Origin of the sequence: Olsenella sp. DNF00959 (assembly GCF_001553055.1) — a bacterium.
Classification (GTDB): Bacteria; Actinomycetota; Coriobacteriia; order Coriobacteriales; family Atopobiaceae; genus Olsenella_I; species Olsenella_I phocaeensis.
In genome coordinates, this window is the sequence record NZ_KQ960123.1 from 728,920 (window position 1) to 750,823 (window position 21,904).

A 21,904-nucleotide genomic window follows, 5' to 3' on the forward strand; every position below is an offset into this window, starting at 1 on the left:
ATGGCAGAGAGGGACTATCGCATCCTCGTCATCAATCCCGGCTCCACCTCGACGAAGGTGGGCGTCTTCGACGGAGAGACGGAGGTGCTCACCAAGACCGTGGCCCACGAGGCCTCGAAGCTCGCCGAGTTCGCGGGAATCTCGGAGCAGCTGCCCTATCGCCTCGAGACGATTGAGGCGGCCCTCGCCGAGGGCGGCGTCGACCTCGCGACCGTCGACGCCTTCGTGGGCCGTGGCGGTGGCCTCCTGCCCCTGCCGGGCGGCACCTACCGGATCGACGACGTCCTGCTCGACCATGCGACGCGCGGCGCGAACGGCGTGCAGCACCCGGCCCAGCTGGGGCCGCAGATCGCCCGTCGGCTGGCGGACGCGAGCGGCAAGCCGGCCTTCGCGGTGAACCCGCCCGACACCGACGAGCTCTGCGACGAGGCACGCATGACCGGGATCAGGGGCGTCTACCGGCACGTGCACCTGCACGCCCTCAACCTCAAGGAGACGGCCATCCGCCACGCGCGCTCGATGGGGCGGCGCTACGAGGACTGCAACTTCGTCGTGTGCCACATCGGCGGCGGCATATCGGTCTCGGCCCACCGTGGGGGCCGCATGATCGACGGCTTCGACATCGTGGGCGGGGAGGGGATGATGGCCCCCACCCGCTGCGGAGGCGTTCCCGTCGCCGAGGTCCTGAACTACCTCGAGGCGGGGCACGACGTCCGCGAGGCCCGCGCGCTCTGCATGAAGACCGGCGGCTTCGTCGACCTCCTGGGCACCTCTGACGCCATCGAGGTCACGCGGCGCGTGGCTGCCGGCGACGAGGCGGCCAGGCGGGCGTGGGAGGCTCTCCTCTACCAGCTCGACAAGAGCATCGCGAGCATGGCGGGAGCGCTGGGCGGCAAGGTCGACGGCATCCTCCTGGGCGGCGGCATGGTCCACAACGCGGACCTGGTGAGGTCGGTCGAGGAGGGCTGTGGCTGGATTGCCCCCGTGAGCGCCTACCCCGGCGAGTTCGAGCTCGAGGCCATGGCCGCCGGCGCCATCCGCGTGCTGGACGGCGAGGAGGAGGCCAAGACCTATACGGGCATCCCCACCTTCCAGGGCTTCGCCTGCTTCGAGTAGCCACGGCGCTCGCTTGGGCGAGCGGCGCCAGAGGGTTAGTCAAATGAGTCGAGGGGTCCGCCGGTATCGCCGACGGACCCCTCGGTCGTGGGCTGGCTGGACCCTGCGCTCCCTGGCTTCCCCGCGGCATCCGCTGAGGAGCCGGGGAGCGCGGAAGCCCGGTCAGGCGGCTACGCGCCCGCCTTGGCGGACCTGGGAGAAGAGGGCGACCAGGGCGACCGAGGTCACGTACCCTATGAGCACCAGCCACAGGTAGGTCTGCCACCAGGCGGCCAGCATGCCACCTACCCCCACCTGGGTGAACGCCTCGGTGAGCGAGATGATGGTCACGAAGATGAGGTTCTCGACGAACACCTGGCACCAGAGGCGCGCGGGCTTGCCCTCGAGCCCCCTGGTGAGCGCCAGCGCGATGGAGCCGGTGGGTATTACGAGCTGCGCGACCACGTTGGTGAGGAAGGCCACCGCGGTGTAGGGATACCATGTCCCCCATGCGAGTGGCGCCCCCGCGAGCAGGGTGGCGCTGGTGTTGATGACGAGCGCGAGGACGAGGTCCTGCAGGATGACGCTCCTGTTCCATTGGCACATGATTCTCTCCACTTCGACTCATGACGTGAATGCCCTGCGTATCCTATGCGCCTGGAAGACGCGGTCCAATGGTCATGGCCCCAAGAGAGCCGCCCGCCATCCGGCGGACCTTGTGCGGCGGGACAGTCCGTGCCAGGGCGGCGACGTCTGACGTTCGTCGGCAGGTCCCGCGCTTTTGCCCCTACGAACGAGAGGGAGGGCCGCACGGGACAAGACCTTGTGCGCGCGTACATATGCAACGGGCTCCCCGCATGGGAGATTAGTCACGGCTTCAGTTGTGATGCAAGGATCCGGCAATGAGGAGGAGTCACATGGCACAGCAGCTCGAGTGCGACGTCGTCGTAGTGGCGGCAGGTCTCTCAGGACTCGCGGCATCGGTGGCCGCGGCAGAGGGCGGGGCAAGGGTCATCACCCTCGAGAAGGCGTCCAATACCGGTGGCGCCGCCAACATGGGCATGGGTCCTTGCGCGGCCGGCTCGCCCGTCCAGAAGGCGTCCATGATCGAGGTCACGCCCGGCGAGCTCTTCCGTCGCCACATGTTCTACACCCACTACCAGGTCGACCCTCGCCTGGTCCGCGCCTACTACTTCAAGAGCGGCGACACCATCAAGTGGCTCCAGGACATGGGCGTCGTGTTCAACTCCGTGCGCCCCGCCTTCCGCGCCCGCGAGCGCACCCGCGCCTACGCCGACGGCGAGTACACCTGGCACGTCGTGCAGCCCGAGGACGGCTCCGAGCCCGGTCCCCGCGCCGCCACCACGATGACCAAGCGCATGACCGAGCGCGCCCAGGACCTCGGCGTCGAGTTCCTCTTCGAGACCCCCGGCAAGGAGCTCCTCGTCAACGACGAGGGTGCCGTCTGCGGCGTCAAGGCCGTCGACAAGAACGGCGAGGAGGTCGAGATCTCCTGCCCCGCCGTCATCGTGGCCACCGGCGGCTTCGGCGCCAACGCCAAGATGATCGAGGAGAAGATCGGCCTCGAGTGGGGCAAGAACCTCTACTCCTTCGCGGTCCCCGGGATGGACGGCGACGGCTTCAACATGTGCCACGCCGTGGGCGCGGGCCACACGCCCGTCACCATGGAGATGATGTACCAGCTCCCCGACAACATGAACCACTTCTACGTGGAGGGCGCCTTCCGCCAGCCCTGCTACTGGTGCGACCGCACCGGCGAGCGCTTCATGCCTGAGGACGACATCTACAACACCACCTTCGTGGGCAACGCCATCAACCACCTTCCCGGCAAGGTCGGCTTCGCGATCTTCGACTCCAAGATGCTCAAGCACTGGAAGAAGGACGGTCCTGACATCGTCTCGCACGTGCACCCGCACGACCTCTACGAGGGCTTCGAGGAGCAGTGGCAGCGCGACCTCGACACCTACTTCGACGGTGCCGGCAACCACGTGATCGCCCAGGCGGACACGCTCGAGGAGCTGGCCGAGAAGATCGGCATCGACCCCGAGGGCCTCGCGAAGAACGTCGCGCAGTACAACGAGATGTGCGCCGAGGGCTTCGACACCCTCTTCGAGAAGGAGCGCGAGTTCATGCTGCCCCTCGAGAGCGGTCCCTTCTACGCCTGCCGCCAGTACATGGGCGCCTACGGCACCCTGGGCGGCGTCCTGGTCAACGACCGCATGGAGGTCATGACCGACGAGCACGAGGTCATCGATGGCCTCTACTGCGTGGGCACGGACGCCTGCACCATCTACGGCGACTCCTACAACTTCGCCATCCCCGGCAACACCATGGGCTTCTGTCTGAACTCCGGTCGCATCGCCGGCGAGAACGCCGCCGAGAAGTCCGCGGACTTCTCCGGTGACGACGAGTGGGACTAGCGCCAGCGCGCGACCGATCGTGACCTGAGCGTCGCCCCCGCCCGTGCGGGGGCGACGTTTGCCAAGGGCGCGGGGGCGTCCGAGGCACGACGGATTTGGAGAGGAACACCTTGAAGCTGACCATAAACGGGCAGGAGGTCGAGGCCCAGAAGGGCCAGTCGGTCCTCGATGCCGCACTGGGAGCCGGCATCTTCGTCCCGCATCTCTGCAAGCATCCCGACCTGCGGCCCGCAGGCACCTGCGGCCTCTGCATGGTGGAGGTTGAGGGCAAGGCCGAGCCCGTCCACGCCTGCCGCACCACCGTCCGCGAGGGCATGGTCGTGAACGTCGACGGCGCCAAGGCCGACAAGGCCCGCCGCATGGCCATGGAGCTCATCCTCGCCACGCACCCCGCCGACTGCACCGGCTGCCCCAAGTTCGGCATCTGCGAGCTGCAGTCCATGTACCAGTACATGGGCGTCTCGCCGTCGCGCTGGAACTGCAAGTCTCGCCCGGTGGCGACCGACGACTCGAACCCGCTGATCACCCACATGTTCACCCGCTGCGTCTGCTGCGGGCGCTGCGTGAGAGCCTGCCGCGAGCTCCGCGGCGTGGGGGTCCTCGACTACCAGCGCACCGAGGACGGCATCCGCATAGGCACCGACGGCTCGGTCTCGCTCGAGGAGGCGGGCTGCCGCTTCTGCGGGGCCTGCGTCGAGGTCTGCCCCACGGGCTCGATCCTCGACACGCTGGGCATGATGAGGTCCGACCGCTCGCGCGAGGACAACATAGTGCCCTGCCGCTCGGGCTGCCCCGCCCACATCGACATCCCGCGCTACCTGCGCTACGCGAAGGCGGGGGAGTGGGAGAAGGCGACGGCCGTCGTCCGCGAGAAGGTCCCCTTCCCCGAGACCCTGGGCAGCATCTGCACCCACAACTGCCAGGGCGAGTGCAAGCGCAACAAGCTGCACGAGCCCCTCTCCATCTGCCGCCTGAAGCGCGCCGCCGCTGTGCGCGACACGGGCGAGTGGAGGGAGCACTGCCGCCACGAGGAGCTCACGGGCAGGCGCGTCGCCGTCGTCGGCGCGGGCCCCGCAGGCCTCACCGCGGCGCTCTACCTCGCCGAGAAGGGCCATCTGGTCGACGTCTTCGAGGCCAACCAGAAGGCTGGAGGCCAGCTTCGCTACGGCATCCCCGCCTACCGCCTGCCCGACGAGGTCGTGGACAAGGAGGTCCAGACCATCCTCGAGGTGGCGCAGGGCATGGACGACGCCCCCAGGATCGAGCTGCACCTGGGCGAGCGCGTGCAGGACGTCAAGGCGCTCAGGGAGAGCCACGACGCCGTCCTCGTGACCGTGGGCACGCACCAGGGCACCGTGCTGCCCATGAGGGGCCACGACCTCGGGAACGTCTACGTGAACACCGCCTTCCTCAAGGCGGCGCGCGAGGGCGAGCCCCTGCCCGTCGCGGGAGGCCGCGTGGTGGTGCTGGGCGGCGGCAACGTCGCCTACGACTGCGCGCGCACCGCCGTGCGCCTGGGCGCCGCGAGCGTCGACGTCTGCTGCCTCGAGGCGGAGGACGTCATGACCTCCACCCCCGAGGAGCGCGAGGAGGCCGCGGAGGAGGGCGTGGTCCTGCACGACGCCTACGCCTTCAACTCCATCGACGAGTCCGCCGAGAGGCCCGACCTCGTGGGCGGCATGACCATCCAGAAGATCAAGCGCTTCTACTTCGACGAGAACCACAGGGCCGTGACCGAGCTGGTCGAGGGCTCCGAGCTCACCCTTCCCGCCGACTACGTGATCTTCGCCGTGGGCCAGAAGCCCGAGGACACCCCCGGCATGGGCCTCGAGCTCACGCACGGCCCCTACGTGGTCGCCGGAAAGGGCATGGAGACCTCCGAGGAGGGCGTCTTCGCCGCGGGCGACGACGTCACGGGCACCAAGTCCGTGATCGGCGCCATCGCCCAGGGCCGCGACGCCGCGAGCTCCATCGACCGCTTCCTGGGCGGCGACGGAGACATCTCCGAGGTCCTCCTCGAGCCCGAGGTGGCGCCCGCGCGCATCGGCAGGGCCGACGAGGGCTTCTACTCGACGCAGACCCAGCCCGAGTTCGCGCCCGCCGACCAGCGCCGTGGCAGCTTCGAGCCCTTCGAGTGCCCCTTCAGCGAGGACGAGGCCAAGTTCGAGGCGAGCCGCTGCCTCCAGTGCGACCTGCGCCTGCAGCTTGCCACCCCACGCCTCTGGAACGAATACTAGGAGGGACGCACATGACCACAGTCAACTTCATGCCTGCATACAAGCAGGCACCCACGGCCCTCGACCTTCTCTCGAAGCGCGTGGACGAGGCCATTGCCAAGGCAGGGGAGGAGGACGTCACCCTGATTCTGCCGAGCACGGCGTCCGAGCTCGCGGAGAGGCTCCCAGGCGTCAAGGTCGTCCTGGCGGACGCCTCCATCGGCTTCCTCTACTCCAACGTCACCGCCACGCGGAACCTCCTCGCGGGCGAGAAGCCCTTCCCCACGGCCGCCACGCTGAGGCCGGGCAAGCTCCTCTCCTCTGGCCTCGAGTGGCTCGAGGGGGAGGGAGAGACGCGCCACGTCTGGGTGGAGGGCTCGGACGCCCCGGTCGAGCTCCCCCGTGACGCGAGCGTGCGCGACATCCTCGCCGCCTCCTCCGTGTCGGACGCGGACGTCAAGGCCGTCTACCTGGGGTATCCCGCCAGCCGCTTCGTTCCGGCGTCCGCGCTGGACGACCCGCAGGACCTCGCGACCTTCGACCTCGTGCGCGTCTACACCTCCGCGAGCTGCATGGCGAACGCCCTGCGCGAGGTGGTCGGCGAGTTCGTGCACGAGGGCTGCGGCCGCTGCGTCCTGGGACACGAGGGCGGCTATCAGATCGACGTGATCATGAACAAGGTCTGCTCCAACAAGGCCAGCGCGTCCGACGTCGCCCTCCTGCGCGACCTCTGCCCGGTCATGGGGGAGCACGCCCTCTGCGAGCTCGGCCAGACCCTGGCCCGCACCGTGAGCCAGGCGCTCGACCTCTTCGGAGACGAGATCGAGCAGCACTACGCGAAGCACCAGTGCCCTGCGGGCGAGTGCCGCGCCTACATGACCTACCATGTGCTGGTCTCGCGCTGCACGGGCTGCGGCAAGTGCCTCCCCGCCTGCGAGGAGGACGCCATCATGGGCAAGGCGCGGTTCGTGCACGTCATCGACCAGCGGGCCTGCACCAAGTGCGGCGCCTGCCTCGAGGCCTGCCCCGAGGGCGCTATCGTCATGGCCGGGGCGAAGAAGCCCAAGACGCCTCCCAAGCCCATTCCCTGCAAGGTCCACTAGGGTCCTTTGCCACGGCAGGATCGCTTCGCGACGGCCGGCCCCTCGGGGTCGGCCGTTCTGCTCTCTCCCGGCCGCCCGGCGCCGCACGATCCGGCTTCCGGCTGCACATTCCGGACGCCTGCCGCGCACTCTGGAAATGGTTTGCGCGCCATTCTCTGCTGAGCTGGGATTTTGCCACAAGGTGCGCATTTCAAATCTGAAATGCGCACCTTCCTCCGTTGACCTGCGATTTTGCGGCGAGACGCGCATTTCAGATTTAGAATGCGCGCCCCGCCGTAATAGAATGCGTGCCCTGCCGTGCGAAATGCGCACTCCGCGGCGCGACCGGCACCCCGCTTCTGCGCTAAGGTTCTGGAGGCGGCCTTCCGCTGCGGCGGGAGCCCCTTTCGCCGGCCGTGCCGCCGACTCGGCCCATCTCGGGCCAGAGGGGAGCAGATGGGCGACTGGTGCGCCCTCTGGTCTTCAAAACCAGTTCGGGCAGGAAACTGCTCGGGTGGGTTCGATTCCCACCTGCTCCCGCCAAGAACCAGGGGCGCCGGACCATGGCGGCCGGCGCCCCACGAACAGATGACGGGAGGCCTCCATGGCCAACAAGAGCCTGCTGCGCGACATCCCGCGCGTGGACGCCATCCTGGCAAGCCCCGCCCTGGCGGCGCTTGGGAGGCGGGTACCCCAGGGCCAGCTCACCGACTTCGTCCGCGGCTCGCTCGCATGCGTGCGCGAGGGGCTGCTCTCGGGCGAGCTCGACCGGGTTCCCGGCGTGGAGGAGCTTGCCTCGGGCATTGCGGAGGACTACCTCGCCCGCGGGCCCCACCAGCTGAGGCGCACCATCAACGCCACGGGCGTCGTCCTCCACACCAACCTGGGGCGCGCTCCCCTGGGCCCCGAGGTCGCGGCCCACGTCGCCGAGGTGGCGCAGGGCTACTCCAACCTCGAGTACGAGCTCGGGGATGGCGCGCGGGGAGGGCGCGGCTCCTGCGTCGAGGGGCTGCTCCGCGAGCTCTGCGGCGCGGAGGACGCCCTCGTCGTGAACAACAACGCGGCGGCAGCCCTCCTCATGCTCGACACGATCTGCCGCGGGAGGGACGTCGCCATCTCGCGCGGGGAGCTGGTGGAGATAGGCGGCTCCTTCCGCGTGCCGGACATCCTCGCGCGCGGCGGTGCGCGCCTCGTGGAGGTCGGGACCACCAACAAGACGCACCCGGCCGACTACGAGCACGCCGTGGCCGAGGGGGCCGGCGCCATCCTCAAGGTGCACCGGAGCAACTTCTACATGGGCGGCTTCACCGAGGAGGTGGGCCTGCCCGGGCTCTCCGCGATCGCCCGCCAGGCGGGGATCCCCCTCCTCTTCGACCTGGGTGCGGGCCTCCTGATGCCCGGCGAGGCCCTGGGGCTGCCCGGGGTGCCCTCCCCCCGCGCGGCCATAAGGGACGGTGCGGACCTCGTCTGCTTCTCGGGAGACAAGCTGGTCGGCTCGGCCCAGGCGGGCATCGTCGTGGGCAGGGCCGAGCTCGTGGCCCGGCTCAGGCAAAACCCCCTGGCCCGCGCCCTGCGCATAGACAAGCTCTCGCTCGCTGCCCTCGAGGCCACGCTCAGGCTCAGCCGCAGCCAGACCGACGCGCTGGGTCACGTCCCCACGCTGCGCATGCTGTCCCTCGGGCGAGAGGAGCTCCTCGCCAGGGCCGAGGCGCTGGCGGCAAGGGTCGCGGGAAAGCTGCCCGCATTTGGCTGCAGGGTGGTGGAGCTCGAGGACGAGGCCGGGGGTGGCTCGCTCCCGGGCACGCTCCTCCCGGGGGCGGGGGTGGAGCTCGAGCTCGCGGGAACGCCCTCCGCACGCCTCGAGGGACTCCTCAGAGCGGCCCCCATCCCCGTCGTCTGCCTCTTGAGGGACGACCACGTCGTGCTCTCCGTGCGTACCCTCCAGGAGGGCGACGAGGACGAGGTGGTGCGCGCCCTCGGGTGCATCGCGGGCGGAGGCGCCCGATGAGCGAGCTGGTCATAGGCACGGCCGGCCACGTCGACCACGGCAAGACCTGGCTGACGCGCGCCCTCACGGGGATCGACACCGACCGGCTCAAGGAGGAGCGCGAACGGGGCATCACCGTGGACCTCGGCTTCGCGCGCCTCGAGCTGCCCGACGGGCAGGTGGCGAGCGTCGTCGACGTCCCCGGCCACGAGCGCCTGGTGCGCAACATGATCGCCGGGGCCACGGGCATGGACCTGGTGCTCATGGTGGTCGCCGCGGACGAGGGCTTCATGCCCCAGACCCAGGAGCACCTCCAGATCCTGCAGCTCCTGGGCGTGAGGCGGGGCGTCCTCGTGCTCAGCAAGTGCGACGCCGTGGACGCGGGTTGGGCGGACGCCGTCGAGGCCGACCTCCGCGAGCGCGTGAGGGGGAGCTTCCTGGAGAGGGCTCCCTGCGTGCGCTGCTCGGCCGTCACGGGGGAGGGCCTGGACGAGCTGAGGGACGTCATCTCAAGGCTCGCGGAGGGTCCGGGGTCCCGCGGTTCGATTCGCCGCGACCCGGACCGTGCCTGCAGGCTCCCCATAGACCGGTCCTTCACGAAGGCGGGGTTCGGCACCGTGGTCACGGGGAGCCTGGTGGACGGGCGCATCCGCGTGGGAGAGGAGCTCGAGCTGTATCCCGGCCATGCGCGGGTGCGCGTGCGGGGCCTCCAGAGCAACGGCGCGGCGGTGGGCGAGGCCGTGGCCGGCATGCGGGTCGCGGCCAACCTGGCGGGCGTCGAGCGCTCCGAGGTCGGGCGCGGCGACGTCCTGGCGCTTCCGGGCACGGTCGAGCTGGCGGACCGCGTCACGGTGGAGCTCGAGGTCACGGGCGACGCGCGCTTCTCGCTCAGGAACTCCTCCTCGCTCCACCTCTTCTGCGGCACGCAGGAGCTGGTGGGGAGGCTGCGCCTCCTCGACGCCGACGAGCTCCTCCCCGGCGAGCGTGGCTTCGCGCAGCTGAGCCTCCAGGGGACGCTCGCGGCCAGGGCGAACGACCGCTTCGTCGTGCGTTTCTTCTCTCCCATGGTGACGGTGGGCGGCGGGCGCATCCTCGAGCTCGGCTCGCCTCGGCACAAGCGCCACCGTCCCGAGGTCCTCGTGCGCCTCGCCCGCCTCGCCGGCACACCCGAGGAGGCCCTGGCCCAGCGCGTCGACGACGCGGGGCTCGCGCTCCCGGGGGAGGGCCAGCTCGCCGTGGCGCAGAACCTCTCGCTCCGGGAGGCGGGGCGGATCGCCGGCCGGCTGGTGGATTCCGGCGCCTGCGTCCGCGTGGGGGGCGGGCTCGCCTCTGCCTCCCGCGCCCGTGTGCTCGCCGACGAGGTCAGGGAACTGCTGGGGGAGCACCAGGACGGCCATCCCCTGGAGCGCGGCATGGGGCTGGGGGAGCTGCGCGAGCGCGTCCTCGCCTCCTGTTCCTCCGTCGCGGACGCCTGGCTCCACTGGCTCGCGGGCGAGGGCGTCCTCGAGCTGGGGGAGGGCCGCGCGTGGCTCCCCGGCTTCGAGCCCCATCTGGACGACCGTCAGCTCGAGCTTCAGGGGCGCCTGCTCGAGGTCCTGGGCGAGAGGGGCCTCAGGGCGACGTCGCGCGACAAGCTCGCCGAGGCGGCCGGCGCCTCCGAGCCGGAGCTCGCGGCCCTTCTCGCCCACATGGAGGGGGAGGGTGCGCTGGTCGAGCTGCCCGGCGGCTGGCTGGTCCTGGCCAGCGCGTACGAGGAGGCCCGCGCCGCTCTCGGTGAGCTCTTCGCCTCTGGCGCCCCTGTGACGCTGGCGCAGTTCCGGGACCGCCTGGGCGTCTCGCGTAGGTACGCGCAGATGCTGCTCGAGGCTCTCGACCGCGCGGGGGTGTCCCGCCTGGTGGGCGAGGCGCGCGTGCCGGCCGGGGGACGGGGCTAGCCCCTTCCCTTCCGCGGCGATGCAGACGTCTCGCGGCGCGTCGCTGCGGCCGGGGCGTCCCGGCGATGCTAGAATCTTGCCCCGATGGGCATCGACCCTTCCGATGGGGCAGGCGAGAGGCGCCGCCCCGCCGCCCCCGTCACGATTGGTGGACCTGGCATGGACCTGAGGCAGCTGCAGTCCTTCGTGAGCGTCGTGCGCTGCGAGAGCTTCACGAGGGCGGCGGAGGTCCTGGGCGTGTCCCAGCCCACGATCTCGACCCACCTGAGGGCGCTCGAGGAGGAGCTGGGAACCACGCTCGTGCTGAGGGGCGCCCGCCGCGTCGAGCTCACGTCCCAGGGGGCCAGGGTCTTCGAGCAGGCGAGCTCCATGCTCGCCCTGCGCGACCGCCTGCTCGAGGACGCGCGCAGCCGCGAGCGCAATGCCATCTACCTGGGAAGCTCCTCCGTCCCCTCGGCCTACGTCCTGCCCGACGCGCTGTTCGCCTTCACCAGTGCCTGGCCCGGCGCGCGCTTCAGGATCTTCCAGCACGACAGCCGCGAGGTCGTCTCGGGGCTCGCCGAGGGCAGCTTCGACCTTGGCCTCACGGGGCTTCCCGCAGACGAGCCCTCGCTCGAGTGCGTGCCCCTTTGTGCCGACGACATGGTGCTCGTCACCCCCGCTGAGGACCGCTTCCGCGCGCTTGCGGGGGCTGGGGCCGAGGCCGTGCGCGAGCTGCTGCTGCGCGAGCGGACCGTCCTGAGGGGCGAGGGCAGCGGGAGCCGCTCCACTATGGACAGGATCCTGGAGGAGCTGGGGCTTACGGGCGAGGGGCTCGACGTCGTCGCGCGCACCAACGACCAGGAGACCATCCGCCAGCTCGTCGAGGCGGGCCTCGGCGTGACGGTGATGTCGTCCCGCGCGGCCAGGGCGGGGGTGGAGGCGGGCAGGCTCCTGCAGTTCGAGCTGCCCTGCCAGGCCTCGCGACGCTCCCTCTACGTCGCCTGGCGCAGGAACTCCGCGCTCGACGAGCCAACCCGGGCGTTCAGGGACTTCCTGCGGCAGCGCCTCGCGGGGGAATGACGCGCCCGTGCCCCCCGGCGGGCTCCCGGTGGTCCTCGGGCGGTCATTGGGCGTCCGGCTGACTTCGCAAATCAACCTCGGGCGCTCACCAAAGTGCAGCAAACGTGTGGGTCCGCCTCGTCGCTCCCGTCCCGTCGCCGGCGTGCTATAGTGTGCAGAGCTTAATCGTGAACGTTCGAGGAAGTGGGGCAGCGTCTTTGCCCCGCTTCCTTTTGGTATGCAGGGACGCCGCAGGGCGGGAAGGAGACAGGGTGGCATCGACTGACCTTGAGAAGCGGCTGGTCGCCGCGTTGGAGGAGGCCGCGGCCCCCCATGGCATCGACGTCGTGGACGTGGAGGTCGTGGGGTCCGCCAAGGCTCCCACGGTCCGCGTGCGCATCGACCATGCGGACGAGGGGCTCCCCACGATCTCGCTCGACGAAGTGGCGGCCCAGAGCGGCTGGATCAACGAGGCCCTCGACGCCTTCGACCCCATCGAGGGCTCCTACACCCTCGAGGTCTCGTCCCCCGGCCTCTCGCGCCCCCTGCGCCGCGCGCGCGACTTCGAGCGCTTCGCGGGCGAGGACGTCTCGCTGACCACCGCCGCCACGGAGGGGAGGCGCCGCTTCGCCGGGCGCCTCCTGGGCATCGAGGGCTCCCTCGTGCGCGTCGAGTGCGAGGGAGAGGAGCTCGCCTTCGAGCTCGACCAGATTAAGTCCTGCAAGATCAAGCCAAACTTCGACCGGGCGTAGCGCCGGGGCAAGGAGAGGAAGCAGCATGGCATCCGAGATGATGGAAGCGCTGATGGCGCTTTGCCAGGAGAAGCACATCGACGAGCTCTACCTGATCGACCGCCTCGAGCAGTCGCTGGCCAAGAGCTACACCGAGGTCCTGCACCTCGACTGGGGCGCGCGCGTCACCATCGACCGCGCCACCGGCAAGGTCTACGTCTACAAGCTCATCCCCCGCGACGACTCGATGGACGAGGAGACGGGCGAGTACACCGAGTTCGACGAGGAGGACGTGACCCCCAAGGACGCCTCCCGCATCGCCGCCCAGCACGCCAAGAGCGAGATCATGGACATCGTGCGCAACTCCGCGCGCCAGCAGATCTTCGAGGAGTTCTCGCACCGTATCGGCGACATCATCACCGGCACGGTGCTGCAGACCACGCCCGACTTCGCCTTCATCAAGATTCGCGAGGGCGTCGAGGCGGAGCTGCCCTACTTCGACCAGCGCCGCTTCCCCGACGAGCGCAACGAGCGCCCGCAGGGGGAGCGCTACAGCCACAACCAGCGCATCCGCGCCATCATCGTGGACGTGCGCGACCCCAACAGCTCGCAGCCCCCGATTCGCTCCGAGCGCCAGCGCCCCTCCATCGTGGTCTCGCGCACGCACCCGGACCTCCTGCGCCGCCTCTTCGAGCTCGAGGTGCCCGAGGTCTATGACGGCATCGTCGAGGTGCGCTCCGTCGCGCGCGAGCCGGGCGTGAGGTCCAAGGTGGCCGTCTCGTCCATGGACGACCGCCTCGACCCCGTCGGCGCCTGCGTCGGCCCCAAGGGCAGTCGCGTGCGCACCGTGGTCTCGGAGCTGCGCGGCGAGCGCGTGGACGTCGTCCTCTGGAGCGACGACCCCGCCAAGTGCGTCGCCAATGCCCTCTCGCCCGCCCGCGTCTCGCGCGTGATCGTGGACGACGACAACAACTACGCCACCGTCATCGTGCCCGACGACCAGCTCTCGCTGGCGATCGGCAAGGAGGGCCAGAACGCCCGCCTGGCCGCCCGCCTCACCGGCATGCACATCGACATCAAGAACGAGTCGCTTGCCGCCGACGTCATGCGCGAGCTGCCCCACGACGACGTCGACATCCTGGCGGAGGAGGGGGGCCACCGCTGCGAGTACGTGGGACCCACGGGCATCCAGTGCCGCAACATGGCCCGTCCCGGCTCCCGCTTCTGCGGCATCCACGAGAAGCTCCAGGAGCTCTCGGACGCCTCGGTCTCTGACGACCCGGACTCCCTGATCTAAGAGGTCACCCACCCCGTCCGCCCAAACGTACGTAAGAAGGTTGGTTACATGGCAAAGACCCGCGTGCATGACCTGGCAAAGGAATACGGCATGTCGAGCAAGGAGATGCTCGGTCACCTCCAGGACATGAAGATCCCCGCAAAGTCTCCCTCGTCGACGCTCGAGGACGCCTACGTCTCGATCGTCCGCAAGAAGCTCAAGCCCATCCTCGAGGCCCGCGCCGCCGAGATCGAGGCGCAGCGCAAGGCCGAGGAGGAGGCCAAGGCGGAGCAGGAGCGCATCGAGGCCGAGAAGGCCGAGAGGGAGCGCCTGGAGGCAGAGGCCCGTCGCGAGCGCGAGCGCGCCGAGGAGGAGCGCAAGCGCGCCGCCGCCGAGGCAGCCCGCAAGAAGGCCGAGGAGGAGCGTGCCGAGGAGGAGCGCAGGAAGGCCGAGGAGGCCGAGCGCAACCGCGTGAAGGACACCGCGCCCAAGATGGCGCCCTCCTTCACCAGCCTCCTTGACCAGATCGCCCAGCAGGAGCAGGTGCTCAAGCAGCAGGCCGAGGAGGCCGCCAAGAAGAAGGAGGAGTCGCGCGGGCAGAGGCGCGAGTCCGCTGCCCGCCCGGGTCGCCGTGGCCCCGCCCCGCAGCGAGACGGGGCGCCGGCCACTGCCGCCGACTCCGCCGACTCCCGCGGTCGTGGCAAGGGCCGCAAGGGCGGGCGCAGGGGCCAGGAGGAGGACCGCTACAGCCGCATGGCCCGCGAGGCCGAGGAGTTCACGCGCTCGAGCCACGTCATCGTCGAGGCCCGCGAGGCCATCGAGGAGGCCCGCCAGTCCACCGGCAGGCGCAAGAAGCGCAAGGAGCGCAGGAAGCAGCAGCAGCAGGCCGCGGCCGAGGAGCAGCGCATACAGGAGGCCATCGAGAACGACCAGGACCTCTCGCAGCTCGACACGGTCAAGGTGCCCCAGGGCTCCACGGTGGCCGAGCTCGCCGAGCTCCTGGGCATTGCCGCCAACGACATCATCAAGAGGCTCTTCCTCCTGGGCACCCCCCTCACCGTCACCGAGTCCATGTCGGACGAGCTCATCGAGCTGGTCGCCGACGACCTGGGGCGCGACGTCAAGGTCATGAGCAAGGAGGAGGAGAACTCCTTCACCTTCTACGACGATCCGTCTACCCTCAAGGGCAGGCCGCCCGTGGTCACCGTCATGGGCCACGTCGACCACGGCAAGACGTCGCTGCTCGACGCGATCCGCCACACCGGCGTCGCCGAGGGCGAGGCGGGTGGCATCACCCAGGCCATCGGCGCGTCGCAGGTCAGGATCAACGACCGCGTGATCACCTTCATCGACACCCCCGGCCATGAGACCTTCACGGCAATGCGCGCCCGCGGTGCCAAGGTGACGGACATCGTCATCCTGATCGTCGCCGCCGATGACGGCGTCATGCCCCAGACCATCGAGTCGATCAACCACGCCAAGGCCGCCAACGTGCCCATCATCGTGGCCGTCAACAAGATCGACAAGCCGGGCGCCGACCCCACCCGCGTGCGCCAGGAGCTCACCGAGTACGGCGTCATTCCCGAGGAGTGGGGCGGGCAGAACATGTTCGTCGACATCTCGGCCAAGAAGAAGCAGGGCATAGACACCCTCCTGGAGTCCGTCCTGCTCGAGGCCGACGTGCTCGAGCTCAAGGCCAACCCCGACACCTTCGCCTCGGGCAACGTCCTCGAGGCCAAGCTGGACCGCGGTCGCGGCTCGGTCGCCACGCTGCTCATCAGCCGCGGCACCCTCCACGTGGGCGACGCCATCGTCGCGGGCATGTCCTTCGGCAAGATTCGCGCCATGGTCGACCCTCGCGGCAACAGCGTCACCGAGGCCCGTCCCTCCGACCCCGTCGAGGTGCTCGGCCTCCAGAGCGTGCCCATGGCGGGCGACGAGTTCCGCGTCTTCCAGGACGAGCGCGACGCGCGGGCCCTGGCCGACGAGCGCTCGCTGAAGGCCCGCATCGAGGAGCAGAACAAGGTCAAGCACGTGACGCTCGAGAACCTCTTCTCTACTATGGAGGACTCCGAGGTCAAGGAGCTCAATCTCATCATCAAGGCCGACGTCCAGGGCTCCATCGAAGCGCTCGTCGACTCGCTGGGCAAGATGGACCAGAGCGAGGTTCGTATCAACGTGATCCACTCTGCCGTCGGTGCCATCACCGAGACCGACGTCACCCTGGCAGACGCCTCCAACGCCATCATCATCGGCTTCGGCGTTCGTCCCGAGGCGAAGGCCAGGGTCGCCGCCGAGCAGCAGGGCGTCGAGATCCGCACCTACAGCGTCATCTACAAGGCCATCGAAGAGATCGACGCCGCGCGCATCGGCATGCTCAAGCCCACCGAGCAGGAGGTCCAGACCGCCTCGATCGAGGTCCGCAACACCTTCAAGGTCCCCAAGGTCGGCATCGCCGCCGGCTGCATGGTCCAGGAGGGCGAGGTCTCGCGCGACGACAAGTGCCGCCTCGTCCGCGACGGCATCGTGGTCTACGAGGGCAAGCTCGCGTCCCTGCGCCGCTACAAGGACGACGTCAAGTCGGTCAAGGCCGGCTTCGAGTGCGGCGTGGGCCTCGAGAACTTCCAGGACATTCACGTCGGCGACATCATCGAGACCTACCGCATCGAAGAAGTCGCCCGTACGGAGTAGAAGATGAAGCAGAACCAGAATTCGCGTCGCGTCAACAAGATCGCGCGCGAGAAGCTCGCGAGCATCCTCCTCTTCGAGGTCTCCGACCCCGATCTCGCGCTGGTGGCCCTCACCAGCGTGGAGGTCTCGGTCGACAAGTCGGTGCTCAAGGCCTACGTGAGCTGCGACAAGGAGAGCTACGACAAGGTGCTCGCCGCGCTCGGGCGGGCCAGGGGCCGCGTTCGCAGCCTCCTGGGCCATGCCCTGGGCTGGCGCGTCACCCCCGAGCTCATCTTCCAGATCGACACGACCGCCGACGAGGCCGAACGCATCGCACGCGCCCTCGAGAACGTGCCCAGCACGCTCGCGGTGGAGAAGGACGAGGAGGGCTATCCCGTGGGGTCTTCCGCGGGCGACGCGCCCTCCGGGGACGGCGAGGGGGAGTAGCCAGCCCGTGGACATCAGATCCAATCCGGAACAAGAGGAGAGGTTCGCCTCCATCGCCTCGGCGATGGAGGCGGCTGGCTCCATCGCCATCTGTGCGCACACCAACCCGGACGGCGACGCCCTGGGCTCGGGCCTGGCGCTTGCCGCGGCCCTGAGGGCGAAGTGGCCCGAGAAGGAGGTCGTCTCCCTCCTGGCGGACCCCGAGCCCATTCCCAGGCTCTATGACTTCCTGCCCTTCGCGGACACGCTCGTCCATGCGGCGGACTACGACGGGGCGCCCGACCTCTTCGTGAGCGTGGACCTCTCTGATGTCGCGCGCCTGCACGACGGCGAGGCGGTCATGAGGCGGGCCCGCCGGAGCGCGATAATGGACCACCATCCCTGCGAGGAGCCGTACACCGACCTCGCCCTGATTCGCCCCGACGCTGCCGCGGCGGGCGTCATCGTCGCCGAGTTCGCCCTCCACCTGGGGGTCCGGATCACACCGCAGATGGCCCAGTGCCTCTTCTGCGCCCTCTCCACCGACACCGGTCGCTTCCAATACCAGAACGCTGACGCCGAGGCATTCTCGGTGGCGTCGCTCCTGGTGGACGCAGGGGCCTCCCCCTCGGAGGTCTCCCTCAACGTGTACCAGAACTACAGCCTGCCCTTCCTACACCTCAAGTCCGCGGTGATGGGGCGCATTACCACCTTTGCCGAGGGCAAGGTGGCCTACAGCTACGCCACCGCGGCCGACCTCGAGCGCACGGGGGCCAGCCCGGACGAGTGCGACGGCCTCATCGACGTCGTCCGCAGCGTCGCGGGGTCCGAGGTGGCGCTCTTCCTCAAGGAGCTCCCCGACGGCAGGGTGAGGGGCAACCTTCGCAGCAAGTCCGACCTCGACATCTCGGGCATCGCCCGCGAGCTGGGCGGCGGGGGGCATCGCGCGGCCGCGGGCTTCACCATCAAGTCGGACCTCGACGAGGTCCTCTCTGCCGCCCTTCCCCGCCTGGTCGCCCTCTTCTCGCCTGTCGCGAGCGAAGGCGGGCGTGGGGTCCAGTGAGGCGCGGCCAGAGCGGGATCAACTGCCTCGTGGCCGTCGACAAGCCCCAGGGGCTCTCGAGCCATGACGTGGTGGGCAGGGTGCGTCGCGCGGTGGGCGAGAGGCGCGTGGGCCATGCCGGCACGTTGGACCCCGCGGCGACGGGCGTCCTCGTCGTGGGCATCGGGCAGGCGACGCGCCTCCTCGGCCTCCTCTCGGCCGACTCCAAGTCATACGAGGCATGGGTCGAGTTTGGCAGCCAGACCGACACCGACGACGCCGACGGTCGGGTCGTGCGCGTGGCGGAGGTCCCCGACCGGCTCCGCGACCCCGATGGGGCGGCGCGTGCCCTCGCGTCCCTGGTGGGGGAGCACGACCAGCTCCCCCCGGCCTTCTCCGCCATCTCGGTGGGGGGCAGGCGCGCCTACGAGGCGGCCCGGGCCGGGAGCCCCCTCGAGCTCGAGGCGCGCCACGTCCGCATCATGCGCGCCGAGCTCCTTGGCATCGGCTCCGAGGGTCCGCTCACCTGGCACTGCCTCTTCGAGGTGTCCAAGGGCACCTACATCAGGAGCATCGCGCGCGACCTCGGCGCCGTGCTCGGGAGCGCCGCGCACCTCTCGGGCCTGCGCCGCACGAGCGCGGGCAACGTGGGCCTCGGCGATTGCGCGGGCCTGGAGCTCCTCGAGGAGCTTGGCGCCGCCGGCCTCGCCGACCTGCGGCTCGACCCCTGCCGCGCACTGGGCCTGCCCGTGCGCGAGCTTGCCGCGGACGAGCTCGACGACGTCGCCTGCGGCCGCCGCCTCCGCGCCTCCGGCGGCGACGTGCTTGACGGCCAGTCCTGCTGCCTCGTGCGCGACGGCAGGCTCCTGGGCGTCTGGGAGCGGTCGGGCGGATGGCTCCGCTGCGGGAGCAACTTCCCCCAGGGCATAGACGGGGTGGCACGATGAGCGCCCCGAGCCTGCTCGGGCATCCGTTGCCCCTCGCCGGGGACGACGCCGCGACGCTCGTCAGGGACTCCCTCCTCCTGGACGGACGTCCTGCCCCGACCGTGCGCGCGGTCCCGGGCGGCAGGCTCTTCCTACGCGCCGGGATGGACGTCGGGACCCCCCTCCCTTGCGTGGCCTGCATCGGCGCCTTCGATGGCGTCCACCGAGGTCACCGGGAGCTCCTCTCGCATGCCCGCCGCGAGGCCGACGAGCTCGGGCTCGCCTGCGTGGCCGTCGCATTCGACCCCGACCCGGCCGAGCTTCTTGCGGGGCCTCGCCCCTCGTCTCGGCTCCTGGAACCCATGGACCGCGTGCGTGGCCTGCTCCTCGCGGGGACGGACGCCGTGCTCCTGCTCGACTTCACCCCCAGGCTCGCCGCGACGCCGTACGACGCGTTCCTCTCCGCCGCGCTCGAAGGACCCCTGCGTCCCGTCTCCATGCACGTGGGGAGCAACTTCCGCTTTGGCAGGGGGGCCAAGGGCGGCCCTGCGGAGCTCGCCGCCGTCGCCGCCCCGCTCGGCATGCGCGCCCACTGCCACGAGCTCGCCCGCTCGGGTGGCGAGCACATCTCGGCCACGCGCGTGCGCGGGCTCGTCCGAGGGGGTCGCGTCGAGGACGCCGCAGGGCTCCTGGGCCGGCTGCACTTCGTGTCCGGCGTGGTGGTCCACGGGAGGGGAGAGGGGACCGCTTTCGGCTTCCCCACGGCAAACGTCAGCTTCCCCCTGGAGGCCTGCGCGCCCGACCAGGGCGTCTATGCGGGCTTCGTGAGCGCGCGGGGACGCTCGTGGCCCGCCGCGATCAACGTGGGGGCGCCTCCGAGCTTCTCCGAGGCGGACCGTCCCTTCCTGGAGGCGAACCTCCTGGGCTTCTCCGGCGACCTCTATGGCCGGAGGGTCCACGTCTCGTTCGGCCGCTGGCTCAGGGACTCCCACCCCTTCGACTCCCTCGAGGAGCTCGAGCGGGTCGTCATGGGCAACATAGCTTGGGTACGCGCCAACTTTGGCGATCGCGCCGTGACGCTGGGAGGGGCCGCCGACCTCGAGGGGGTGGGGGCGTGATCACCGACGAGGACAAGGAGCGCGTGCGCCAGGCGACCGACATCTTGCAGCTGGTGGGAGAGACGGTGGAGCTCCGCCGCCGCGGCGCCGACTTCTGGGGCTGCTGCCCCTTCCATCACGAGAAGAGCCCGTCCTTCCACGTGAACCCCTCCACGGGCCTCTGGAAGTGCTTCGGCTGCGGCGAGGGCGGCGACCTCTTCGCCTACGTGATGAAGCGCGAGAGCCTGGACTTCCCGGACTCCATCCGCTACCTTGCCGACCGCGCCGGCATCGAGCTCAGCGAGGAGAGGACCGCCGGTCCCAGTGGCCCCAAGCGCAACCGGCTCATCGACTGCCTCGCCGCCGCCGAGGGCTTCTACTCGACCCTGCTCATGAGGGGCAGGGGAGAGGGGCCGGCCGCCGGTCGCGCCTACCTCGCGGGGCGCGGCTTCGGATCGACCGTCTGCCGGCGCTGGGGGCTGGGGTACGCCCCCGGGCACGGCCAGCTCGTCTCCCATCTGCGCTCCAAGGGCTTCTCCCCCCAGGAGATGCTCGCTTGCGACCTCGCGCTGGACGGGAGGGGCGGCCCGCGCGACCGCTTCTTCGGCCGCGTGATGTTTCCCATCCACGACGAGCAGGGGCGCACCATCGGATTCGGCGGCCGGGTGCTCACGGACGCCAAGCCCAAGTACCTCAACACCAAGGAGACCCGCGTCTTCCACAAGGGCAAGCACCTCTTCGCCTTCCACCGCGCCAAGGAGGCCATGGTGGCGAGCGGCGAGGCGATCGTCTGCGAGGGCTACACCGACGTCATCGCCATGCACGAGGCGGGGATCACCAACGCCGTCGCCGCCCTGGGCACCGCCCTCACCCTCGACCACGTGCGCATGATCGAGCGCTTTGCCAAGTCCCGGGTCGTCTGCATGTTCGACGGCGACGAGGCCGGGCAGCGCGCGGCCGAGAGGGCGATCCAGTACATCGACAAGACGTCGGTGGAGCTGAGGTGCGTGGTGCTTCCTGGCGGGCAGGACCCTGCGGAGTACCTGGGCGCGCATGGGGCCGACGAGCTTCGCGCGCGCATCGCCGAGTCGCGTCCCCTCATGGACTTCGTGTTCGAGAAGCGCCTCGCCGGCGTGGACCTGAGCGTGCCGGGCCGGCGCGTGGCGGCGCTCGACCAGATGGCGGCGCTTCTCGCCCCGCTGGACGGCTCCATCCTCCTCGACGGCTATGCGACCCAGCTGGCCGACCTCCTGGGGACGAGCGTGGACGAGACGAAGCGCCACGTCCATCGCCAGGCGCAGCGCAAGCGCAACCAGGACGCGGGCGGCGCCGGCACGCGCGTCCCCACGACGGCGGGCGCTGCCCCGTCCCCGGCAGGCGGGTACCTGCCCGCCGCGGAGGCGTATGCCGGCTACGACGGGCCTTCCGAGGCCGGCGCGCCCATCGCGCTCGCGGCGCTCTCGAGCGACGAGCGCATGCAGGCCACGGCCGAACGGGAGCTCCTCTCGCTCATGGCGAAGGACATCGAGGCGATACGGCCCGACGCCGACCGCATCGCCTCCTTCTCGTGGGTCGATGCCCGCCACGAGTCCATGGCCTGGGCCATGCTCGCCACGCCCGAGGGCGCGACGCCCGCCGAGGTGGTGGCGGCCGCGAGCTCCATGGTCGCCGACGCCCCACGGCTCCTGGCGGGAGGCAGGCTCCAGCTGGTGTCTGGCATGAGCGCCTCCGACCAGGCGTCCTTCCTCCTGGACGTGGTCGAGCTCTGGAGCTGCAGGCGGGCCGTCAGGTCCATGAAGGCGCGCCTCAGGAGCGCCTCCTCGCTGCCCGACGAGTCCTCACAGGAGCTCTTCAGGCGGGCGACCGACGTGCAAAAGCGCATCGGCGAGCTAGGAAGGCGCATCTCGTCGTTAGTGAGTTCGTAAATTGGGTACCATTCC

16 protein-coding genes and 1 tRNA gene are annotated in these 21,904 nt (G+C 70.2%); 16 read left to right on the forward strand and 1 reads right to left on the reverse strand.

What is annotated here, in order from left to right:
• Positions 1-1,116 carry a butyrate kinase gene (gene buk / locus HMPREF1868_RS03100; protein WP_062530252.1) on the forward strand — a complete coding sequence of 372 codons (1,116 nt, stop codon included), beginning with the start codon at positions 1-3 and terminating at the stop codon, positions 1,114-1,116.
• 162 nt (positions 1,117-1,278) lie between these two features.
• Here the strand turns inward: buk and HMPREF1868_RS03105 are convergent, their stop codons facing one another.
• Complete coding sequence (locus tag HMPREF1868_RS03105) at positions 1,279-1,701, reverse strand: hypothetical protein (protein ID WP_062530254.1); 423 nt, start codon at positions 1,699-1,701, stop codon at positions 1,279-1,281.
• 311 nt (positions 1,702-2,012) lie between these two features.
• On the opposite strand from HMPREF1868_RS03105, the gene HMPREF1868_RS03110 reads away from it, so the two are divergent.
• From HMPREF1868_RS03110 to dnaG, 15 genes are all read left to right on the forward strand, one after another.
• Positions 2,013-3,536, forward strand: a complete 1,524-nt coding sequence (locus HMPREF1868_RS03110; RefSeq protein ID WP_062530256.1) for an FAD-dependent oxidoreductase — start codon at positions 2,013-2,015, stop codon at positions 3,534-3,536.
• 110 nt (positions 3,537-3,646) lie between these two features.
• Positions 3,647-5,773 (forward strand): FAD-dependent oxidoreductase, encoded by a 2,127-nt coding sequence (locus tag HMPREF1868_RS03115; protein WP_062530258.1) that lies wholly within the window; start codon positions 3,647-3,649, stop codon positions 5,771-5,773.
• Between the two features lie 11 nt (positions 5,774-5,784).
• Positions 5,785-6,855 carry an NADH-ubiquinone oxidoreductase-F iron-sulfur binding region domain-containing protein gene (locus HMPREF1868_RS03120; protein WP_062530260.1) on the forward strand — a complete coding sequence of 357 codons (1,071 nt, stop codon included), beginning with the start codon at positions 5,785-5,787 and terminating at the stop codon, positions 6,853-6,855.
• Between the two features lie 427 nt (positions 6,856-7,282).
• Positions 7,283-7,377: transfer RNA gene (locus tag HMPREF1868_RS03125), tRNA-Sec, on the forward strand.
• Between the two features lie 61 nt (positions 7,378-7,438).
• Positions 7,439-8,842 (forward strand): L-seryl-tRNA(Sec) selenium transferase, encoded by a 1,404-nt coding sequence (gene selA / locus HMPREF1868_RS03130; protein WP_062530262.1) that lies wholly within the window; start codon positions 7,439-7,441, stop codon positions 8,840-8,842.
• Positions 8,839-10,755, forward strand: coding sequence for a selenocysteine-specific translation elongation factor (gene selB, locus HMPREF1868_RS03135; protein WP_062530264.1), 1,917 nt, complete (start codon positions 8,839-8,841; stop codon positions 10,753-10,755). The genes selA and selB overlap by 4 nt, the downstream gene beginning before the upstream one ends.
• 159 nt (positions 10,756-10,914) lie before the next feature.
• A complete protein-coding gene (locus tag HMPREF1868_RS03140) occupies positions 10,915-11,817 on the forward strand; it encodes a selenium metabolism-associated LysR family transcriptional regulator (protein ID WP_231782239.1) in 903 nt (300 codons plus the stop codon).
• Between the two features lie 251 nt (positions 11,818-12,068).
• A complete protein-coding gene (gene rimP, locus HMPREF1868_RS03145; RefSeq protein ID WP_009279380.1) occupies positions 12,069-12,548 on the forward strand; it encodes a ribosome maturation factor RimP in 480 nt (159 codons plus the stop codon).
• Between the two features lie 25 nt (positions 12,549-12,573).
• Entirely contained in the window at positions 12,574-13,824 is a 1,251-nt protein-coding gene (gene nusA / locus HMPREF1868_RS03150) for a transcription termination factor NusA (protein WP_062530268.1), read from the forward strand.
• Between the two features lie 48 nt (positions 13,825-13,872).
• Entirely contained in the window at positions 13,873-16,494 is a 2,622-nt protein-coding gene (gene infB / locus HMPREF1868_RS03155) for a translation initiation factor IF-2 (RefSeq protein WP_009279378.1), read from the forward strand.
• Positions 16,495-16,497: 3 nt separating this feature from the next.
• Positions 16,498-16,920 (forward strand): 30S ribosome-binding factor RbfA, encoded by a 423-nt coding sequence (gene rbfA, locus HMPREF1868_RS03160; RefSeq protein ID WP_062530270.1) that lies wholly within the window; start codon positions 16,498-16,500, stop codon positions 16,918-16,920.
• Between the two features lie 7 nt (positions 16,921-16,927).
• Positions 16,928-17,962, forward strand: a complete 1,035-nt coding sequence (locus tag HMPREF1868_RS03165; RefSeq protein WP_082719497.1) for a DHH family phosphoesterase — start codon at positions 16,928-16,930, stop codon at positions 17,960-17,962.
• Complete coding sequence (gene truB, locus HMPREF1868_RS03170) at positions 17,959-18,888, forward strand: tRNA pseudouridine(55) synthase TruB (RefSeq protein WP_062530272.1); 930 nt, start codon at positions 17,959-17,961, stop codon at positions 18,886-18,888. The genes HMPREF1868_RS03165 and truB overlap by 4 nt, the downstream gene beginning before the upstream one ends.
• The gene (locus tag HMPREF1868_RS09700; protein ID WP_062530274.1) at positions 18,885-19,985 is read left to right on the forward strand and encodes a bifunctional riboflavin kinase/FMN adenylyltransferase; all 1,101 of its coding nucleotides are present in this window, start codon (positions 18,885-18,887) and stop codon (positions 19,983-19,985) included. The genes truB and HMPREF1868_RS09700 overlap by 4 nt, the downstream gene beginning before the upstream one ends.
• A complete protein-coding gene (dnaG, locus tag HMPREF1868_RS03180) occupies positions 19,982-21,889 on the forward strand; it encodes a DNA primase (RefSeq protein ID WP_062530275.1) in 1,908 nt (635 codons plus the stop codon). The genes HMPREF1868_RS09700 and dnaG overlap by 4 nt, the downstream gene beginning before the upstream one ends.
• Positions 21,890-21,904 lie beyond the last annotated feature (15 nt).

Bases quoted from the DNA above. Each gene is read 5' to 3' on its own strand.
- HMPREF1868_RS03110 (WP_062530256.1), top strand. From the start codon at position 2,013: ATGGCACAGCAGCTCGAGTGCGACGTCGTCGTAGTGGCGGCAGGTCTC.
- HMPREF1868_RS03120 (WP_062530260.1), top strand. From the start codon at position 5,785: ATGACCACAGTCAACTTCATGCCTGCATACAAGCAGGCACCCACGGCC.
- HMPREF1868_RS03105 (WP_062530254.1), bottom strand. From the start codon at position 1,701: ATGTGCCAATGGAACAGGAGCGTCATCCTGCAGGACCTCGTCCTCGCG.
- nusA (WP_062530268.1), top strand. From the start codon at position 12,574: ATGGCATCCGAGATGATGGAAGCGCTGATGGCGCTTTGCCAGGAGAAG.
- infB (WP_009279378.1), top strand. From the start codon at position 13,873: ATGGCAAAGACCCGCGTGCATGACCTGGCAAAGGAATACGGCATGTCG.
- HMPREF1868_RS03140 (WP_231782239.1), top strand. From the start codon at position 10,915: ATGGACCTGAGGCAGCTGCAGTCCTTCGTGAGCGTCGTGCGCTGCGAG.
- rbfA (WP_062530270.1), top strand. From the start codon at position 16,498: ATGAAGCAGAACCAGAATTCGCGTCGCGTCAACAAGATCGCGCGCGAG.
- HMPREF1868_RS09700 (WP_062530274.1), top strand. From the start codon at position 18,885: ATGAGCGCCCCGAGCCTGCTCGGGCATCCGTTGCCCCTCGCCGGGGAC.
- selA (WP_062530262.1), top strand. From the start codon at position 7,439: ATGGCCAACAAGAGCCTGCTGCGCGACATCCCGCGCGTGGACGCCATC.
- selB (WP_062530264.1), top strand. From the start codon at position 8,839: ATGAGCGAGCTGGTCATAGGCACGGCCGGCCACGTCGACCACGGCAAG.
- buk (WP_062530252.1), top strand. From the start codon at position 1: ATGGCAGAGAGGGACTATCGCATCCTCGTCATCAATCCCGGCTCCACC.